The organism is Rhodococcus gannanensis (genome assembly GCF_042681175.1).
Lineage (GTDB): Bacteria > Actinomycetota > Actinomycetes > Mycobacteriales > Mycobacteriaceae > Rhodococcus_G > Rhodococcus_G gannanensis.
In genome coordinates this window covers 827345-845363 of sequence record NZ_JBHUFB010000020.1, presented here as the reverse complement: position 1 = coordinate 845363, position 18019 = coordinate 827345, and the positions used below count along the sequence as shown (strand labels likewise).

At 69.4% G+C, this 18019-nt stretch carries 10 protein-coding genes; 6 read left to right on the top strand and 4 right to left on the bottom strand.

Annotated features, from left to right (window positions below; translation table 11 throughout):
* Window positions 1–2 precede the first annotated feature (2 nt).
* The 4 genes from ACFSJG_RS24690 to ACFSJG_RS24675 all read right to left on the bottom strand — a co-directional run bounded on the left by ACFSJG_RS24690 (window position 3) and on the right by ACFSJG_RS24675 (window position 10521).
* Entirely contained in the window at window positions 3–1037 is a 1035-nt protein-coding gene (locus tag ACFSJG_RS24690; RefSeq protein WP_378487856.1) for an ABC transporter substrate-binding protein, read from the bottom strand.
* Window positions 1038–1105: 68 nt separating this feature from the next.
* Window positions 1106–8887 carry an amino acid adenylation domain-containing protein gene (locus ACFSJG_RS24685; protein ID WP_378487855.1) on the bottom strand — a complete coding sequence of 2594 codons (7782 nt, stop codon included), beginning with the start codon at window positions 8885–8887 and terminating at the stop codon, window positions 1106–1108.
* A 117-nt stretch (window positions 8888–9004) separates the two neighbouring features.
* Entirely contained in the window at window positions 9005–9217 is a 213-nt protein-coding gene (locus tag ACFSJG_RS24680; RefSeq protein ID WP_378487854.1) for an MbtH family protein, read from the bottom strand.
* Window positions 9214–10521, bottom strand: coding sequence for a lysine N(6)-hydroxylase/L-ornithine N(5)-oxygenase family protein (locus ACFSJG_RS24675; protein ID WP_378487853.1), 1308 nt, complete (start codon window positions 10519–10521; stop codon window positions 9214–9216). The genes ACFSJG_RS24680 and ACFSJG_RS24675 overlap by 4 nt, the downstream gene beginning before the upstream one ends.
* Window positions 10522–11252: 731 nt before the next feature.
* Between ACFSJG_RS24675 and dnaK the strand changes: the two genes are divergently transcribed.
* The 6 genes from dnaK to ACFSJG_RS24645 all read left to right on the top strand — a co-directional run.
* Window positions 11253–13091: a molecular chaperone DnaK gene (gene dnaK / locus ACFSJG_RS24670; RefSeq protein WP_378487852.1), complete on the top strand. Its 1839-nt coding sequence runs from the start codon at window positions 11253–11255 to the stop codon at window positions 13089–13091.
* The gene (gene grpE, locus ACFSJG_RS24665; protein WP_378487851.1) at window positions 13088–13651 is read left to right on the top strand and encodes a nucleotide exchange factor GrpE; all 564 of its coding nucleotides are present in this window, start codon (window positions 13088–13090) and stop codon (window positions 13649–13651) included. The genes dnaK and grpE overlap by 4 nt, the downstream gene beginning before the upstream one ends.
* 34 nt (window positions 13652–13685) lie before the next feature.
* The gene (dnaJ, locus tag ACFSJG_RS24660) at window positions 13686–14873 is read left to right on the top strand and encodes a molecular chaperone DnaJ (RefSeq protein WP_378487850.1); all 1188 of its coding nucleotides are present in this window, start codon (window positions 13686–13688) and stop codon (window positions 14871–14873) included.
* Window positions 14874–14917: 44 nt separating this feature from the next.
* Window positions 14918–15316 carry a heat shock protein transcriptional repressor HspR gene (locus ACFSJG_RS24655; RefSeq protein ID WP_378487849.1) on the top strand — a complete coding sequence of 133 codons (399 nt, stop codon included), beginning with the start codon at window positions 14918–14920 and terminating at the stop codon, window positions 15314–15316.
* Window positions 15317–15520: 204 nt separating this feature from the next.
* Window positions 15521–16684, top strand: coding sequence for a globin domain-containing protein (locus ACFSJG_RS24650; RefSeq protein ID WP_378487848.1), 1164 nt, complete (start codon window positions 15521–15523; stop codon window positions 16682–16684).
* A gap of 182 nt (window positions 16685–16866) precedes the next feature.
* On the top strand, window positions 16867–18019 hold a 1153-nt coding region (locus ACFSJG_RS24645; protein ID WP_378487847.1), incomplete at its 3' end, for an ABC transporter substrate-binding protein.

Sequence of the window (18019 nt, the reverse complement as noted above, 5' to 3'; positions counted from 1 at the left end):
ACTCACTGCTTGGCTGCGGGAAACGAGGTCAGGCCCTCGTCGATGGAATCGAGTGCGAGGAGAGCGGTTTCGAAGGTCGCGGCGTTGCCGTGCTTGACCTTGACGACGTTGCCCGCCTGTACGGCGGGGAGGGCCTGCCACGCCGGTGACGCGATCAGCGCAGCCAGCTCCGGGGATTCCGTGCCGTCGGGACCGACGCCGTAGACGATGACGTCGACGGTGCCGAGGTTGGTGGCGAGGTTCTCGACCGACACGATCTCGCCGTGCTCGTCCTCGGGAACGACGGGGGTGCCGGGGAACTGCAGCCCGAGGTCGTCGAACAGGTTGGTGGTGTAGGACGACGCGTACTCACGGAAGTAGTAGCCGGGATCGGTGCCGCAGCGGTCGCAGACGCCACCGAAGGTCTTCGTGCCGAGGGTGTCGGCGTACTTCGCCGAGAGTTCCTGGGCGCGCGCCTCGTACTGGTCGCGGAACTCGCCGTAGTTGTCGGAGACGTTCGCGAAGTCGGCGTACTGCTCGCCGAGGGTGCGCCACTGGGACGGGGCGGTGGGGCCGAGGAAGACGACCGGTGCGATCGCCTGGAGCTGGTCCATGTTGACCATCTCCTTGGCGCGGGCCGGGACGCCCATGATGATCAGGTCCGGCTTCACCTCGGCGAGCTTCTCGTAGTCGAGGGTCGAGACGTCACCGTCGACGGCGAGCTTCGGCAGCGCCTCGTAGGTGGCGAGATCCTCGGGGTTCATGTTGTCGATCTCGCGGGTCCATTCGCAGACGCCGGACAGGTTGGCGTCGGCCTGGATCAGCGGCAGCACGGCGTAGCCGCAGGCGACGATGCTCTGCGGGTCGGTGGGGATCTCCACCGTGTCCTCGCCGACCGTGACGGTGCGCGTCTCCGAGCTGGCGGCGGCGGTGCTGTCCGAACCCGAGTCGGAATCCGAATCGGAGCTACACGACGCGGTCAGCGCGGTGACGCCCGCGAGGGCCAGCGCGGAGAGCGCCCTGGCGGCCGACCGGCGGGAGCGCAGAAGTGTTGTCATGGGATCGTTCTTTCCTGTTCGTGACGCGGCGCGTCGGTGTAGGTCTGGACGGGCTGGGCAGGGAGTCGTCAGAAATCCATCTCGAACTCGTCGATCTCGTCCTGGTCCAGGTCGAGGGCGGTCAGTTCCGCCGGTGTGAGGCCGACGCTCTCGGTGCCGATCTCGCGACCGTGTGCGACGAGAACGCCGAGCGCGTCGACCCAGTGGTGGGCCAGCGTCTCCGCGGTGTCGGAGGGAATCAGGTCGGGGACGTATCCGAAGTTGGCCTGCAGGACGACGCGCTCCGCGGAATCCTCTGCCACCACTCCGATTTCCAGGGCGTGGCTGACCGGCATGTCCGGGTCGACCGAACCGCCCAGGGTGCGTCCCTCCGGGGCCGACGACCACGGCGCCCCGGACGTCTCGCCGAGCGTCATGCGTCCGAGATAGTTGAAGCCGATGTCGACGTGCGGCGCCGCGGCCAGCTTCGGCGAAGTGCGAGGGTCCAGGTGGCGCAGGATCCCGTAGCCGATTCCGCTGTCGGGCAGTCGCAGTCGTGCATCCTTGACCGCCTTCACGACCCGGGTCAGGGTGGGACCGCCCGCCGTCAGGTCCTGCGGGTTCACTCCGGACAGGTCCACGCCGACGGGGAACAGCGACGTGAACCAGCCGACCGTGGACGAGAGGTCCGCTCCGGGGACGGCGGCCTCTTCGCGGCCATGGCCCTCCATGTCGACCCGCACCACGCCTGTCGCGCCTGCGGTACGGGTGACCGCCACCGCCAACGCCGCCAACAGGATGTCGCCGACGGTGGCACCGAATGCGTCCGGCGTGGAGGTCAGCACGGCCGCGGACACCTCCGCGTCCGCCGACACCTGCACCGACCGAGCCGAGGCGATCGTGTGGTGCCGGGACGGTTCCCGAGATGCCAACCGCACCGGTGGAGTCGAGTCGGCCGCACCGGACGCGGCGAGCCACCTGTCGAGTTCGTCCGCCCGGCGGTCGGCGGCCTCGTGCAGTCCGACGGACCAGGCGCGGAACGACGTTCCGGACGGAGCGGTGGTGGGGTTCTCACCGGCCGCCACGGCCTCGTACGTCCGGGCCAGGTCCGCGACGAGGATGCGCCACGAGACGCCGTCGACCACGAGGTGGTGCACGGCGATCAGCACCCGAGCGGCGACGTCCCCGCCGCCGTCCACGACGGCGACCCGAATCATGCTCCCCGACACCGGATCCAACCCGTCGTAGGCCGTGCGGTGACACTCGTCGAGCGTGGTGTCGAGCTCGGACCCGTCGACGGCGACGGCTGTCAGGACGTCGTCCGCCGACACCGACCCCACGGGCGGCACCGACAGTCCGCTGTGGTCGTCCGCCAGCCGGGCCCGGAGCATCGGATGGCGATCCAGCAGCACCTGCCAGGTGCGTCGGAAGAGTGCGAGATCGAGGTTCTCGGGTGCCACCAACAGACGCGACTGCGCGAAGCGGGTGAACGACCCCCCTCGGTCGATGAGATCGCGCATGATCGGCGACAACGGGACCTCGCCGGTGCCGTCGTCGTCCGCGCCCGCAACCTCGGTGACGACCTCCGCCTTCGTCGCGAGTGCGGCGACCGTGCGGAGTTCGAAGATGTCACGGGCGGTGAACCGGACGCCCTCCCGGCGTGCCGCGGCGACCGCCTGGATCGAGACGATGCTGTCGCCGCCGAGGGCGAAGAAGTCGTCGTCCGGACCGGCGTCCACCCCTCCGAGGACGCGTGAGAACACCTCGCACAGAACCCGTTCGACATCACCAGCCGGGGCACGGCGGTCGGCTGCGGCCGGACGCGGCGGCGTGGGCAGCGCCTTCCTGTCGACCTTGCCGTTCGCGGTCACCGGAAGTACGTCGAGCGCAACGAGGACCGACGGCACCATGTAGTCGGGCAGTTCGCGGCGCAGCGCGTCCAGGACCGAGGTGTGGTCCGGCGACGGCCCATGGGACACGATCCATCCCACGAGCAACGAGCGTGCGCCGTCGTCGTCGCTGTGCCGCACGTCGACCGCGCACGCCGCGACTCCGGGGCACCGACCGAGCGCGGCCTCGACCTCGCCGAGCTCGACGCGGAAGCCTCGGACCTTGACCTGCCCGTCGGCGCGGCCCAGGTACTCGAGCGTTCCGTCCGGGTTCCAGCGGACCACGTCGCCGGTGCGGTAGAGACGGGTGCCGCCGTCGTGCGCGACGAAGCGGGTCGCCGTCAGGTCCGGGCGGCCGGCATACCCGCGAACCACCCCGGGACCGGTCACGTACAACTCGCCCGGGACTCCGATCGGCACCGCCGACAGCTGCGGGTCGAGAACCTCGAACCGGGTGCCCGGCAGTGGCCGCCCGAGATGAGGACGGGGTCCCGCCACGGTCGCGACGGACGCGTCGACGGTGCATTCGCTCGGCCCGTACATGTTGAACGCGGCCGCGGGGGACATGGCCAGACGCGTCCACAGTTCCGGACCGACGGCCTCGCCACCGACGGCCAGCACGGTCGGGGTGTGGGCTCCGGTGAGCAGCCCGTCATCGAGAAGTGCCGTCATCAGGAGAGGTACCACGTCCACGACGTCCACCCGGCGCTCCCGAACGTGTGCGACGAGCGCCGCCGAATCCGCGACCATGCCGTCGGCGACCAGATCGAGTGTGTGCCCGCCGATCATGGACACCAGCTGCTCGACCGACGAATCGAAAGCCAGCGAGTAGGCGCACAGCACCCGCCGCCGGCCTCCCGCCTCCGGGGCGGGCAGCACCGTGCGGCGCTGCGCGGCGAGCAGTGCGGCCAGGCTGCGATGTGTTGCGACAACACCTTTCGGTCTTCCGGTCGAGCCGGACGTGTAGATCACGTAGGCGGCGGAGTCGGGGTGAGGATCCTCACCGTCGTCCGTGGGCGCCGCGGCGGCGGCCGTTGTCACGTCGAGTACCGGAACGGGCCAGGCGTCGCCGGGAACAGGATCGGTGAGCAACACCGTCGCTCGGCTGTCGACCAGCAGTTCCTCGGCCCGGGCGCGAGGGTGGGACGGCTCGATCACCAGATACGCGGCGCCCGCCAGCCAGACTCCGACGGCGGACACCACCAGGTCGCTGCGGCGGGGAAGCCGCACGGCGACGACGTCCTCTCCGCGAACCCCGACGGTGCGCAGCATCCCTGCCACAGCGGACGCCCGCTCCCACAGCTGCGCGAACGTGACGTCGCCGTCGACGGCAGAGACCGCCACGGCGTCGGGCGTGCGGCGCGCGCGCTCGCGCAGCTCGGCGAGCGGTGTCGGCGGGGTCTCGCCCAGCGGTGCGCCCAGCGACGACGCCGCGACCACCGAGTGATCCTGTGCGCTCACCACCGGAATCCGGCGCAGTGGTGTGTCCGGTTCCCGGACCACGCGGTCGAGCACCGAACGCAGTCGACACGCGAGCCGCTCCGCGGTCGCGGCGTCGTACAGCTCCGTGGCGTACTCGACGCGAATCGTCAGGCCCCCGTCGGCGGTGCCGGCAGTTGCGCTTCGGTCGTCGGTGCCGGCCTCGTCGACGATGTCGAAGGTCAGGTCGAACTGGGCCGCACCCGTGTCCACCACCGCCAGCTCCGGTGCGACACCCGCGAACGCGGTGACGGCGGACCTGGACCGGTACTGCAGGAAGACCTGGAAGAGCGGGTGTCGCGCAGCGTGCCGAATCGGCTGCAGCGCCAACGCGACCCGATCGAACGGTGCGTCCTGGTGCGCGAACGCGTCCAGGTCGACGTCGCGGACCCGCTGCACCAGCTCCGCGAACGTGGGGTCACCGGACAGGTCGGTCCGCAGGGTCAGGGTGTTGACGAAGAAGCCGACGAGCTCGTCCAGTTCGGACGCCGGCCTGCCGGCGGTGGGGGTTCCCACCACCACGTCGTCGCCTGCACCGCTGCGGCCGAGCGTGAGGGCGAGGGCGGCGTGCAGATACATGAACATCGACACCGACTGCCGCGCTGCCGCCTCGCGGGCGCGGACAGCGGTCTCGGCCCCCACCCGCACCTCGACGACCCGCCCGACGCCCGACGCGGTCGTCGGGCGAGGGCGGTCCGTGCGCAGCCCGGACTCCTCGCGGATCCCGTCCAGGGTCCGGGTCCAGAACGCCAGCTGCCGAGACAGTTCGCTGTTCGTGTCGTCGGCGGAGCCGAGGCGCTCCCGCTGCCAGACGGCATAGTCGGCGTAGTCGGGTCTGGTGGGCGCCGCGAACGAGCGTTCCTCGCCGCGGAGCCGGCGCTCGTACGCGCCTGCCCAGTCGCGCAGCAGGATCGGTGTCGACAGCTCGTCGCTCGCGATGTGGTGCACGAGCAGCAGCACGGTCGTGCGCCCCGGAGCGGTCACGAGCACGTGTACTCGGATCGGTCGCTCCCGAGCGAGGTCGAACCGGTGGCCGGCGAGCTCTCGCAGTCGTGTGTCCTCGTCCGCGTCCGTGGGCAGCGACTCGAGGAACAGGGGGATGGATCCCACGTCGAGCACCTGCTGCCGCGCGGTGCCGTCGATCGTCGGGAACACCGTCCGCAGGGTCGTGTGCCGTTCGACGACCTCGCCGAGTGCGGCCCGCAGGGCCGCGAGGTCGACGTCCGCGTTCAGCCGCAGGACGACGGGGATGTTGAACGTGGAACTCGGACCGGCCAGCTCGAACTGGAACCACAACCGCTGCTGCGCATACGACAGGGGAGCATCGCCGGACCGAGGGCGGGCCGCCACCGCGAGCAGGGAAGCGCTCGCGGTGACGACACGTCGGTTCGCGCCGCTCGGCTCGACGTGCGGAGCGAGACGCGCGGCCGTCGGATTGTCGAACACCGCCCGCAGCGACCCGTCCCACCCGAGGGCGGCGCGCAGTCGCGCGACGACCCGGGACGCCAGCAGTGAGTGCCCGCCGTGCGCGAAGAAGTCGTCGTCAACGCCGATCCCTGGGTCGCCGAGCGCATCACGGAACTCCTGGAGCACGGTGGCTTCGGTGGCTGTTCGTGGTGGCCGCGACGTCGTCGGACCGACCGCCGGTTCGACGAGTGCGGATCGGTCGACCTTCCCGTTGGACGTCAGCGGGATCCGATCGATCACCGTGATCGTCGACGGGATCATGTACTCGGGAATCCGCTGCGCCAGCACGTCGCGGACCGCCCGGGGGTCGAACTGCTCGCCCGCGTCCTCGCCGATGGTGACATAGCCGAGCAGGCGGGCGCCGGCGCCGCCGCGGACGGTCGCCACCGCGGACTCGACACCGGGGGCCGCGGCAAGCGCCGCCTCGACCTCGCCCAGATCGATGCGGTAGCCGCGGACCTTGACCTGCCCGTCGGCACGGCCGCAGTGGACGATCAGACCGTCCCGGGTTCGCCGTGCCCGGTCGCCGGTGCGGTACATGCGACTCGTCGGCCGGAACGGGTCCGCGACGAACCGCGCCGCAGTGCGGCCCGGATCGCCGAGATAGCCCTGCGCCACACCGGGGCCGCTCAGGTACAGCTCTCCTTCGATTCCGTCCGGGACGGGACGCAGTCCGGGGCCGAGAACGTACGCGGACGTTCCGTCGACCGGGACCCCGATGCACGGGAGCGGGGAGTCGGCGACATCGGCGGCGACCGCGTCGACGGTGCACTCGGTGGGGCCGTAGAAGTTGAACGCGAGGGCGCCGCCGTCGGCGCCGCGCTCGCGGAGCCGTGTCCACAGGGCGGGCGTGACGGCGTCGCCACCGAACCCCAACGCAGGGAGTGCGCCGGCGGGGATCAGACCCATGTCGAGCGTCTGCTCCAGTTGCGCGGGTGACAACTCGACGAAGTCCCACCGTTGCGAGACGGCCTGCGCGGCGAGGAGTTCGGTGTCTCGACAGGTGTCCTCGTCGGCGAGGTGGAGGCAGTGGCCGTCGAGCAGCCACAGTTGCGGGTGCCACGACGCGTCGAACGCGAACGACCATGCGTGTCCCACCCGGAGGCGGTCGCGTCCGGTCAGCTCGCGCACACGTGAGAACACGGTGCGGCGGTGGCTGTCGAAGAGCGCGACGAGCCCGCGGTGGCTCACCTCGACGCCCTTGGGGCGGCCCGTCGAACCCGAGGTGAAGATGACGTAGGCGCTCGACCGTGGGTCACGTGGCGTGGTCGGCGGTCCTGCCGGGTGAGCCAGGGCTTCGGTGACGGGGTGCACCGCCCCGGAGACCGTGGGAACGTCTGCGACAGCCCCGGCGGTTGCGGGGTCGACGAGGACGAGGGTGGGGGCGCAGTCCTCCAGGATCGACTCGAGGCGTCGGCGCGGGTGGGTGGCGTCAACGGGCACCAGCACGGCGCCCGCGGCGAGCACTCCGAACATCGCGGCCAGCGTGTCCGCCGTTCGGGGCAGGGCCAGCGCGACCCGGTCCCCGGCGACGACTCCGTGGTCCGCCAGGTATCCGGCGACCCGAGCGACCCGGTCGGTCAGTTCCGCGAACGTGTACACACCGGACGAGTCCACGAGTGCCGGTGCGTCCGGAGTGCGGGACGCCTGCTCGAACAGCAAGGTCACGACGGTCCGCCGGTCGGTGAGGTCGTCGGTGTGGAGCGGACCGAGCGCACGGACCGTCTCGACAGGACCGAGCACGTCGAGAGCCCCGAGGGGAGCGTCGAGGTCGGCGACGAAGCGGCGCACGAGATCGACGAGCCGCGAGGCATGCTCCGTGACCTCGCCGGGGGAGTAGGTGTCGGCGTCGCCGTCGACCCACATCTCCCACTCGGCGCTGCCGTCGAGCGGCCGGACCGTCACCATGAAGTCCTGCAGCGGACCACGCGCCACCGAGTGCACCGTCGCCCGCACCTCACCGAACGCGAGTACGTCACCGAACGGCTTGACGTTCACCGACGGGCCCAGCACGCCCCGCGAACCGCCGGGCAGACGAAGATCTCGTGCGAGATCCTCACCGCGATAACGGGTTCGGGTCCGGAACGCCGCTGCCGACGCACGCACCTGAGTCGCGAACTCGCCGGTCGGCAGCGCCGGCGTCGGCCGCAGTCGCAGGGGAAGCACGTTCACGGCCGTCGTCGGGACGTTCATCGCCGCCGTGCCGAGCCGATTCATCACGGGGAAGGCCAGTGTCAGATCCCGATACCCGGTGGTGGCGAACAGGTACGTCGCCACCACCGCTGCCACCACGTCGGGCCAGGTCACGGACACCGCCTTCGCGGCGGACTTCGCCGCTGCCACCGTGTCGGCGGGGACGACGACGCGCGTCGAGTGCACGCGCGACGCGATTCCCCCGCGCCCGGGTGCCAGCGACACGGCCTCGGGTGCGTCCCGCAGGCAGTCCGCCCAGAACTCCCGGTCGGCGTCCATGTCCGGGGAGGTGCGATACCGCTGCTCCTCGTCGACGACGTCCGCGACGCTGCCCAACGGCGGCAGCCGACGGTCCGACCCCACGACCAGCTCGGTGTAGTGCTGCGAGATCCGCTTGGTGACGATGCCGAAGCCGAATGCGTCCAGCACGATGTGGTGAGCCCGCACGTAGAGCACGGTCCACTCGGTGTCCAGGACGAGAATTGCAGTGCCCGCGGCAGGTTCGGTCCGCAGGTCCACGACCGCCGACGTGGCGTCGTCCATCCACCCGAGTGCGGCCTGCCACGGGTCCGTCGTGGCGGACAGGTCCACCACGACGGGACGCTCCGTCGCGTGCCCGAACGTCTGCTCCGCGTCGCCGTCGGCGGTGTCCGTGAATCGCGCGCCCAGTACCTCTGTCTCGCCGAACGCCCGGAACACCGCCTCGGCCAGCAGTTCCCGGTTGATCACGCCGCGCAGCTCGATGCACTCGGCGGTGTTGAACCGTGGATTCGCCGGTGCGAGTTGCTGTGCGAACCAGATCCCGGACTGGGCCCTGGTGAGGGGTGCCCTGTCACGTGGCATGAGGACTCCTGAGATGGTCGATCCTGCCCTGGAACGGACCGCTCGCTCGGTTCGAGCGAACGAATGCGCCATTCCGGGCGGTGATGAGAACGCGCCCTCGCGGGCGGCGGTGGTTCGCTAGCTCGCCTGGGCCTCGCGCAGGCTGCGCGGACGCATGTCGGTCCAGTGCTGCTCCACGTACGCGACGCAGGCAGCGCGAGTGTCGGCGCCGAACACCTGGTTCCAGCCGTCCGGGACCGCCGCGAACGTCGGCCACAACGAGTGCTGGTCCTCGTCGTTGACGAGTACGACGAAGGTACCGTCCTCGTCGTCGAAAGGGTTGGTGCTCATGACTGTAGGACGCTCCCTGTCAGTTCGGTGCGACGGTGGCCGGCCGGTGTGCGGGTCAGCAGGGACTCGAGGATCTCACCGGCGCGGACGGCGACGTTCGACAGCAGTGACGACGTGACGCCGTGGGTGGCTTCCGTGCCACCCTGGAGGTAGATGCCTGCGGAGACGGCGGGATCGGTCACCAGTCGGTAGTCGCGGGTCACGGGTGGCCTTGCACCGTCGGAGGGGGCGAGGGCGCCCAACAGTGGTCGCAAGGGTGCGGCGGCGAAACCTGTTGCGAGGACCAGTGCGTCGCACTCCAGGGTGGTGAGGTGATCGTCGATGCGATCGCGCACCGTCACCGTCACGCCCTGCGGTGTGTCGACCACCGAGTCGATCTCCGATGCCCGACGCATGAACAGCCGGCGGACTCCCCGAACCCGTTCGCAGTACTCGGTTTCGTAGAGTTCGTTGATCAGGTCGATGTCGACGACCGAGTAGTTCGTGTTGCGGTGCAGATCCAGCAGACGAGCGCGTTCCTGGTCCGGTGCACGGTGCAACTCGTCCACGGTTCCGGGGTCGAAGATGCGATTCGCGTACGGCGAGTTGTCCGCCGGGCTGTATCCGTATCGCGAGAACACGCTGTGTACCTCGGAGTCGGGATACCTCGAGTGCAGGTACTGCACGACCTCCGCGGCGCTCTGGCCGGCTCCGAGGACGACGAACCGGCCGTGGGCCTGCGGCGGCATCGACTCGAGGTGACGGAGGAACCCGTGATTGTGGAAGACGCGATCCGATCTCTCGGCCCAGCTCGGAATGCGTTCGCGAAGACCGGCTCCCACCACTATGTTTCGGGCCAGCAGTGTGGTGCCGTCATCGCAGCGCACGCGGAGGAGGTTCCCCCCGTCGACTGCGGTGACGTCGACGACCTCGGTGGCGTACCGGACGTCCGCTGCCACTCGCTCCGCCGCCCAGGTCAGGTAGTGGTTGAACTCGTGTCGAGTCGGGAAGAACGTCTGGTGGTTGACGAAGTCGACGAGGCGGCCGTGTTCGAAGAGATAGTTGAAGAAGCTGTACGAACTCGTCGGGTTGCGAAATGTCGCAAGGTCTTTCGGAAACGCCACCTGCATCCGTGCGCCGTCGAGGAGCATTCCCGGATGCCAGTGGAAGTGGTGCTGCCGCTCGACGAACACGGCGTCGAGCGAGGGCGCGTTCTCCTCGATCGCAATGGCGAGTGCGAGGTTCGCCGGGCCGAAGCCGACTCCGACCAGGTCGTGGACGTGTCCGAGATCGTCACCGTCCACCCCGTCGTTCGTCGCTTTCATCGAAATCACCCCCATTCGTTGTCAGGCATGCGTGACGCGTGGACGCACGATCTCGGTGGCGAGAACTGCGCGCACGAACGCTGTCGACCGCGATGCAAGGGTGACCTTAGATGATCTTGAGACGCGTTGGGGGTGCGTCGATTCCGCGCCGGTCGCCTCGGGAGTTGGTTGAGGATACAACTTTTCGGACGTTCGCTCGCGTCGTTCGGGGCGAACCGACAGGGCGTGGACCTGCGAGGATTCGGACTCGGGTGGGTGGTGGGCGAGGGGTCGACGTCGGCTGTGTGAGGGAGCTCCACCGGGCGATCCCGTGGGGTGCCCGTCCGCCGGTAGCCGTGTGCCCGGCACCGCGCAGCCCCGGGTGGCGTCTGTTGCCCGCTGTTCGCCGCGCCGTGTTCTCGGTGGACGTTCGGCACGTCGGTGGCCCCGAGGGGGGTGACTGGCGTGAAGCCTGTGGGAGGGAGGCCCGCGTCGACGCCTCGCGCGGGAGGGAGTGGCGTTCGTCACTGTCGGGGCGACGACCGGATGTGGGGAACAAAACCGGATCCCGGCCGGTTGAGCAGATCGACATCCTTGAGTGTGGTCGACTCAAGTTTGGTTTGACTCCTCGGCGGGGTCGGGTGCAAACTTGAGCGCGTGCCACTCACTTAGGGTGAGGAAGCGGAAGAAGACCCACGCCGAAACGGCCACAACCAGGCCCGGCGCGGGCGCAACACGTAGGAGGAAACACCATGGCTCGTGCGGTCGGTATCGACCTCGGGACCACCAACTCGGTCGTCGCAGTGCTCGAGGGCGGCGAGCCCGTAGTGGTCGCCAACTCCGAGGGCTCGCGCACCACCCCGTCGATCGTCGCCTTCGCCAAGAACGGTGAGGTGCTCGTCGGCCAGCCCGCGAAGAACCAGGCGGTCACCAACGTCGACCGCACCATCCGCTCGGTCAAGCGCCACATCGGCACCGACTGGACGGTCGCCATCGACGACAAGAAGTACACGTCGCAGGAGATCAGCGCCCGCACGCTGATGAAGCTGAAGCGGGACGCCGAGGCCTACCTCGGTGAGGAGATCACCGACGCCGTCATCACCGTCCCCGCCTACTTCGAGGACGCGCAGCGCCAGGCCACCAAGGAGGCCGGCCAGATCGCGGGCCTGAACGTCCTGCGCATCGTCAACGAGCCCACCGCGGCCGCGCTCGCCTACGGCCTCGACAAGGGCGAGAAGGAACAGACCATCCTGGTCTTCGACCTCGGTGGCGGCACCTTCGACGTGTCCCTGCTCGAGATCGGTGACGGCGTCGTCGAGGTCCGCGCGACCTCCGGTGACAACCACCTCGGTGGCGACGACTGGGACGAGCGCATCGTCAACTGGCTCGTCGACAAGTTCAAGGGGTCCTCGGGCATCGACCTGACCAAGGACAAGATGGCGATGCAGCGTCTGCGCGAGGCCGCGGAGAAGGCGAAGATCGAGCTGTCGTCCTCGCAGTCGACCTCGATCAACCTGCCGTACATCACCGTCGACGCGGACAAGAACCCGCTGTTCCTCGACGAGCAGCTGACCCGCGCCGAGTTCCAGAAGATCACCTCCGATCTGCTGGACCGCACCCGTGCGCCGTTCCAGTCCGTCATCAAGGACGCGGGCATCTCGGTCAGCGAGATCGACAGCGTCGTCCTCGTCGGCGGCTCCACCCGCATGCCTGCCGTCTCCGACCTGGTGCGCGAGCTGACCGGTGGCCGTGAGCCCAACAAGGGCGTGAACCCGGACGAGGTCGTCGCCGTCGGCGCCGCCCTGCAGGCCGGCGTCCTCAAGGGCGAGGTCAAGGACGTGCTGCTCCTCGACGTCACCCCGCTGTCCCTCGGCATCGAGACCAAGGGCGGCGTGATGACCAAGCTCATCGAGCGCAACACCACGATCCCCACCAAGCGGTCCGAGACCTTCACCACGGCCGACGACAACCAGCCGTCCGTGCAGATCCAGGTCTTCCAGGGTGAGCGCGAGATCGCGTCGCACAACAAGCTCCTGGGCTCCTTCGAGCTCGCGGGCATCCCGCCGGCCCCGCGCGGCGTGCCGCAGATCGAGGTCACCTTCGACATCGACGCCAACGGCATCGTGCACGTGACCGCGAAGGACAAGGGCACCGGCAAGGAGAACACGATCAAGATCCAGGACGGCTCCGGCCTGTCCAAGGAGGAGATCGACCGGATGGTCAAGGACGCCGAGGCGCACGCCGAGGAGGACAAGGCCCGCCGCGAGGAGGCCGAGGTCCGCAACCAGGCCGAGTCGCTGGTGCACCAGACCGAGAAGTTCATCAAGGACAACGAGGACAAGGTCCCGGCCGACGTCAAGGAGAAGGTCGAGGCTGCGATCGCCGAGGCCAACACCGCCCTCGCCGGCAGCGACATCGCCGCCGTGAAGTCCGCGGTCGAGAAGCTCGCGACCGAGTCCCAGTCGCTGGGCGAGGCGATCTACGCCGCGCAGGCCGCCGAGTCGGCCGGTGACGCCCCCGGCCAGGCGCAGGACGGCGACGTCGTCGACGCCGAGGTCGTGGACGAGCCCACCGACCAGGACAAGAAGTGACCGCGGAGAACCCCGACCGCGAACCGGCTGACGCGCCCGACGTGGACGCCGACACCACCCCGGCCGCCGACGCGGCGGCCGGGGCCGCGGCCGAGGTCACCGAGGTGGACGAGCTCGCCAAGGTCACCGAGGAGCGGGACCAGGCCGTCAAGGACCTGGGCTACGCCAAGGCCGACCACGCGAACGACCTGCGCAAGTTCAAGATCCGGCAGGCCGAGGCCGTGGACAACACGAAGATCGCGATCGTCGGCAAGTTCCTCGACGTCGCGGACGACCTCGACCGCGCCCGCGCGCACGGCGACCTCGAAACGGGACCGCTCAAGGCACTGTCCGACAAGCTCTCCGGAGTTCTCGAGGGCATCGGACTGGTCGCGTTCGGCGAGGAGGGCGACGCCTTCGCCCCCGATCTGCACGAAGCCGTGCAGATGGAGGGCGAGGGACACAACCCGGTGCTCGGTACGGTTCTCCGCAAGGGGTACAGGATCGGCGACCGCGTGCTCCGTCACGCAATGGTGACCGTCACCGACGGTGAGCCTGCCGCCGACGAGCCCGCACAGTAAGTACACAGAAAACAGTGAGAGGAGGAGACGCCCGGTGAGCCAACGGGAGTGGATCGAGAAGGACTTCTACAAGGACCTGGGCGTCTCCCCCGACGCTTCGCAGGACGAGATCAAGAAGGCGTACCGCAAGCTGTCGCGGGAGCTGCACCCGGACGCCAACCCGGGTGACACCGCGGCCGAGGAGCGCTACAAGGCGGTCACGGAGGCCAAGGGCGTCCTGACCGATCCCGCCAAGCGCAAGGAGTACGACGAGACCCGCGCGATGTTCACCTCCGGCGGCTTCGGTCGCGGCGGCTACGCGCCCTCCGGTGGATACACCACCACCGGAGGCGGCGGATTCGGCAGCTCCGAGTTCAACATCGGCGACCTGTTCGGTGGTGGCGCGGGCAACGACAGCGGTCTCGGCGACATCTTCGGCGGACTGTTCGGTGGCGGCCGGGGCGGCCGGACCGCGACCGCGTCGCGGCCGAAGCGCGGCGCCGACGTCGAAGCCGAGATCACGCTGCCGTTCCGCGACGCCACGACCGGCGCCACGGTGCCGCTGAGCCTGACCAGCCCTGCGGCCTGCACCACCTGCCACGGCAGCGGTGCGAAGCCGGGCACCAGCCCGCGCGTGTGCCCGCACTGCAACGGCTCCGGCATCGTCAGCCGCAACCAGGGTGCGTTCGGGTTCAGTGAGCCCTGCGACGACTGTCGCGGTACCGGGTCGATCATCGACGACCCCTGCACCGACTGCCACGGCACCGGCGTGCAGAACCGCACCCGCAACATCACCGTTCGCATCCCCTCGGGGGTCAGTGACGGGCAGAAGATCCGCCTCGCCGGACAGGGCGAAGCCGGTCTGCGCGGCGCACCGTCGGGCGACCTGTACGTCACCGTGCACGTCACCGCGGACAAGGTGTTCGGCCGCAACGGCGACGATCTCACCGTGATCGTCCCCGTCAGCTATGGCGAACTGGTTCTCGGCACGACGATTTCCGTACCGACCCTCGAAGGCCGGGTCGGGCTCAAGGTGCCCGCGGGCACCGCCGACGGCCGGATCCTGCGCGTCCGGGGCCGAGGCGTCCCGAAGCGGTCGGGCGGCGCGGGAGATCTGCTCGTCACCGTGAAGGTCGCGGTGCCGACCCATCTCGACGACAATGCCGCCCAGGCGCTGAGCGCCTACCTCGAGGCGGAGAAGGCAAGCGGATTCGATCCGCGCGCAGGCTGGGCCGGCGCATGACGGCCCACCCGAGCGCGGCGCCGGGACGGAAGCGGAGGTGAGTGATGACCGACCAGAAGAACAGCGACGGGCCGCTCGACCCCGACGCCCAGGTCTTCGTCATCTCGGTGGCCGCCGAACTCGCCGGGATGCACGCGCAGACCCTGCGTAACTACGACAGGCTCGGTCTCGTGATCCCGCACCGGACGACCGGCGGCGGCCGACGGTACTCGCCTCGCGACGTCGCGCTGCTCCGCGAGGTGCAGCGGCTGTCGCAGGACGAGGGCGTCAACCTCGCGGGGATCAAACGCATCATCGAGCTGACGAACCAGGTCGAGGCACTGCAGGCCCGGGTGACCGAGATGGCGGCCGAGATCTCCCGGCTCGCCGCCGGCTACCGTCGCGACCTCGTGCCCGCGCCGCGCAACTCGATCGTGGTCTGGAAGCCCAGGCACGAGCGCTGACCATCCGTTCGACCCTCGCGTCGACGCAGGTCCGAAGGACCCGGAAGGCGACGTGGGTCACATGATCACACTGGTCGCACAGCTTCACACCCGTACCTCTGGTCGCCTAGACTCGCTGAAACCCCCGCGGCGACCGCCGCGGGACACCCACGGCCCGCCGGGGACTGCGGCGGGCCGTTGCCTGTGCAGAACGGGGAAGCTGCAGTGGAATCGACGGCTGTTTCACACATCCGAACGACGTTCAAGGCTCTCGCGGCCGCGGACGACGGCGGCATCGGGGTGACGCGGTCCTTCTACTCGATCCTCTTCGCGAAGTACCCCGGCATGCGCGAGATATTCCCCGCTGTCATGGAGATGCAGGCGGACCGGCTCCTCGATGCCATCGCCTACATCGTCGAGAACCTCGACGACATGGACAAGGTTCAGTCCTTCCTCGTTCAGCTCGGCCGCGACCATCGCCGCTACGGCATCACCGAGGACCACTTCATCGCCGTCGGCGGCACCCTGATCGCCACCCTGGAGCGCTTCGCGGGCACCGAGCTGTGGACCGAGGAGGTCGACCTGGCGTGGCGCGAGGCCATCGCGCTCATCGCCGCGGTCATGCTCGGCGAGATCAACGCCTCCGACGCGCCGGGAGTGTGGACGGGCACCGTCGTCGAGCACAAGCAGGTGCTGCAGGACGTCGCGATCGTGCGGCTGCAACTCGATCAGCCGATGTCCTACGGCGCCGGGCAGTACGTCGGCGTCTCGGTGCCGTCCCGTCCCCGCATGTGGCGGTACCTCTCGCCCGCGATCCCGGCAAACGACGCGGGGCAGATCGAATTCCACATCCGCCGCGTCGCCGGCGGGTGGGTGAGTCCGGCGATGGTCCGCGGCGTCACCCCCGGTGAACGGTGGAACCTCAGCGCTCCGCTCGGCAGCCTCGGAGTCGACCGCACGACCGGTCGGGACCAGCTGATGATCGCGTCCGGGACCGGCATCGCGCCGCTTCGCGCGCAGATCATGGAGATGGCGATGCGGGGCAACAACCCTCGCGTGCACCTCTTCGTCGGTGGCACCTACCCGTGCGACCTGTACGACCTCGAGACCCTGTGGCAGCTGGCGCGGACCAACCCGTGGCTGACCGTGATCCCGGTGTCCGAGGAGACCGTCAACCCGTGGTGGCACACCGACCCCGCCCCGGTCACGCCGCCCGGCATGAGCGAGCGGCTGACCGGCAAGCTCGGCGAGGTGGTCGCCGAGTTCGGTGCGTGGGAGGACCGCGACATCCAGATCGTCGGCTCCCCGTCGACCGTGCAGACGATCAAGTACCGCCTCCAGGCCAAGGGCACCCCGATGGATAACGTCCGACACGACCCGCTCTTCTGAGCGGCGCGCGAGGAACACCTGACCGGCGAGTGATCGCCTGAACGTCGAATTGTCCAAACCCGTTGCAGTGCAGTGGGTTGCGTTTCCCCCTCAGTGGGACGAAATCTGGTGTGGCCTACGTCGCCATTCTTACGCTCCGATCCGAACGAACAGCTTGCTCGTGAGGAATCCAGGAGACCTGAATGAACAAGAGGCATTCCGTGCTCGTCGGGGCGCTCGCCGTGTCCACGCTCGCGCTCGCCGGGTGTTCCGGCGCGGCGTCCGAGGCCGGCGGATCCACCGACGGCCCGTACCGGGTGCTGGTGACCGGCGCGATCAGCGGTCAGGGTGCGCTGGCGGCGAATGCGCAGACCTCGATCCTCGCCGCGCAGGCCGGAGCCGACGCCGTGAGCGCGCGCGGCGGAATCGGTGGTCGCCAGGTCGAGTTGACCGTCGTCGACGACGGAGGTGACGCGACCAAGGCCGTGACGAACCTCCGTGAGGCGATCGCCTCCGGCAACAAGCCCGACCTGTACCTGAACTCCGGACTGTCGACCGTCTCGGCGGCCACTCTGCCCGTTCTCACCCAGAACCGGATCCTCTCGTTCAACGTCGGTCCCACAGCGGATTCCGCCGATCCGGAGACCTTCCCGCTCAACTTCGACCTCTCGCCGTCGCCCGCCGAGTACGCCACCTCGATCGCCGAGTACGCGAAGGAACGCGGGTACCGGAACGTGGGAGTCGTCCACGGCAGCAGCGCCTACGGCGAGGCGTTCAGCGAGGCGATGGAGACGTCGCTGGCGGACGGGGGAGTGAGCAGCGCGGGAAGCGAGGAGTACGACGTCGCGGCCCTCGACATGACCGCGCAGTTACAGGCGCTGCGCAACCGGGGCGCCGAAGCCCTCGTCGTCGACGCGTACGGCGCACCGCTCGGATACCTGCTCACCAGCCTCCAGCGTCTCGGCTGGAACATTCCGCTGATCGGCAACACCTCCGTCGCCGGAACCAGCCTGGTGGCGACTCCGGCGCCCGACGGCGTGCTCGGGACCCCGGCAGTCGAAAACCTTGTGTTGCAGGTGTTCCCGAGCACAGTCCACGATCCGGACGATGCACCAGTGAACGCGATGGTCGATGCGATGGCGGCAAAGGGAACGATCCCCTCGACGCTCATCCTCGCCGACAACTACGACCCGTTCGGTCTCGTCGCCGCTGCCGCCGACCAGGTCGGTGGTACCGGAGATCCCGCGAAGCTGGCGGAGGCTCTGGAGGACCAGTCCGTCCTCGACGCCGCACAGACCGCGTTCCTCCCCCGGTACCGCTACAGCGCGGAATCGCACTCGCCCAACCTCGATCAGG